Source organism: Pseudomonadota bacterium (assembly GCA_034189865.1).
In the GTDB taxonomy this organism is placed as follows: Bacteria; Pseudomonadota; Gammaproteobacteria; order UBA5335; family UBA5335; genus JAXHTV01.
Genome location: JAXHTV010000058.1, coordinates 1 through 1,850, shown reverse-complemented (window position 1 = coordinate 1,850; position 1,850 = coordinate 1). Strand labels below are relative to the sequence as shown.

Below are 1,850 nucleotides of genomic sequence, written 5' to 3'. Positions count from 1 at the left end.
TGGCGGAGAGGGAGGGATTCGAACCCTCGGTGCCCGCAAAGGCACAACGGTTTTCGAGACCGCCCCGTTCGACCACTCCGGCACCTCTCCGTATAAACTGCTTTTTTTGGTCGGCCATTCACCGCCCGGCGGCACAGACCGATGGGGCAGCAAAGCAGGCGCCGTATTCTAACCAAACCGGCTATGTACGGAAAGCGCCGGCAAGCCGACCGCAAGAATCGGGTGGCGCCCGGAATCCATGACGGCTAACGTTTGCAAACCCGTTCCGGGCGCAAACCGCTCAATCATGGCAAAGGCCGGATGATGGATGACTACGACCGAATAGCGACGGCCATTCGCTACATTCAAGCCAATCGCTCAAATCAGCCCACGCTGGCGGAGATTGCCGGGGCGGCGGGCTTGAGCCCGGCCCATTTTCAGCGATTGTTCCGCCGTTGGGCAGGGGTGAGTCCCAAGCGTTTGCTGCAATGCCTGACACTGGAGCACGCCAAAGCGTTGCTCAAGGAGCCGCAGCAAAGCGTCCTGGACACCGCCATGGCCGTGGGGCTCTCGGGCCCGGGGCGGCTGCATGATCACTTTGTGCGTCTGGAAGCGACCACGCCCGGGGAGTATGGCGCCAATGGCGCGGGCCTGGAGATTCGCTGGGGCATGGGCACGACACCCTTCGGCCCGGCGTTTTTAGCGCAAACCCAGCGCGGGATTTGCCGATTGGCGTTCCCCGATTCTGCGACCGCAGACGATTCGGTCAAGGCGTTGACGCGGCTTTGGCCGCAAGCGTCCTTTGTTCATGATCCTGCCGCAACCGCCGCGATGCTGGGGCGGGTATTCCGTCCATCTGGGGCGAACAGCAACGTGCTGCTGCACATCCATGGCACCAATTTTCAGTTTCAGGTGTGGCGGGCACTGCTGACGATTCCCAGTGGCGAGGTGACATCCTATGGGACCTTGGCCCGACGCATCGACCGTCCCCGTGCGGCGCGGGCGGTGGGCTCAGCCGTGGGCGCCAATCCCGTGGCGTTTTTGATTCCCTGCCACCGGGTACTGCGCAGCCTGGGTGAGCTGGGGGGGTATCATTGGGGCATAGACCGAAAACAGGCCATGCTGGCCTGGGAAGCGGCTCAGCGGCCTTCGAATGCGGCCAGCGCCTCGGCGCGCAGCACCGATTCGCGGTCGGTATAACGCGGCGAGAAATGAAAAACCGTCAGAGCCTTCACGCCGGCGAGGCGAGCAATGGTCCCGGCTTGTCGTGCGGTGAGATGATTCTTGGTCGCTGCCTGCTCAGCGTCTTCGTCTAGAAACGGCGATTCGATAAACAAATGATCGGCCCCTTTCACCAACGCCACGATGCGTTCCACGTTGGCCTCGGTGTATCGCACGTCCACCACGTAGCCCACCCGCTGACCGGGCACGATTCGCACGATCTGTTCCCGCAGTTCGCCTAAGGAAAACTCCGGCGTCTCAATCGTGTTGAGGCCACGTCGCCAAGCCCGTATGGGCGTATCGTCGGGTTTTCCCGCCATGATCGCGTCTTTGAACTTCCCCAGCCATGGCCCCACCAGCAGGTTCATCTCCTCCAGGCGGTTTTTCCACACATTCACGTGCATGGGCTCTTCGGCGCAGAAGCCCAGTGAGGTCACGCCATGGTCCAACGACGTTGCGCGAACGCGAACGGCGGGATCTTCCAGCAAGAGACCCTCATCCAGCCACAGTTCGCCCTCGCCTTCCGGTTGAAAGCGGTTTTGACAACGAAACAGCACCCGACGGGCGGAGGCGCTTGAAAGCATTTCGATGGCTTCCACCTCCATCGCCTCGGCGTAGTTGGCCACCAGATTCCAACTGTACGCGGCCAG

At 62.0% G+C, this 1,850-nt stretch carries 2 protein-coding genes and 1 tRNA gene; 1 reads left to right on the top strand and 2 read right to left on the bottom strand.

The window, feature by feature from the left end; all coding sequences use genetic code 11:
• Positions 1 to 90, bottom strand: a tRNA-Ser gene (locus SVU69_13600).
• Positions 91 to 303: 213 nt separating this feature from the next.
• Here SVU69_13600 and SVU69_13595 point away from each other — a divergent pair.
• Positions 304 to 1,179: a methylated-DNA--[protein]-cysteine S-methyltransferase gene (locus SVU69_13595; GenBank protein MDY6944031.1), complete on the top strand. Its 876-nt coding sequence runs from the start codon at positions 304 to 306 to the stop codon at positions 1,177 to 1,179.
• Here SVU69_13595 and SVU69_13590 read toward each other — a convergent pair.
• Positions 1,119 to 1,850 (bottom strand): ribonuclease Z (locus SVU69_13590; GenBank protein ID MDY6944030.1); only part of this gene is annotated, 732 nt, incomplete at its 5' end. The two genes, SVU69_13595 and SVU69_13590, sit on opposite strands and share 61 nt — an antisense overlap.

Excerpts from the sequence above, each read along its gene's own strand:
- SVU69_13595 (MDY6944031.1), top strand. The coding sequence starts at position 304 with ATGGATGACTACGACCGAATAGCGACGGCCATTCGCTACATTCAAGCC.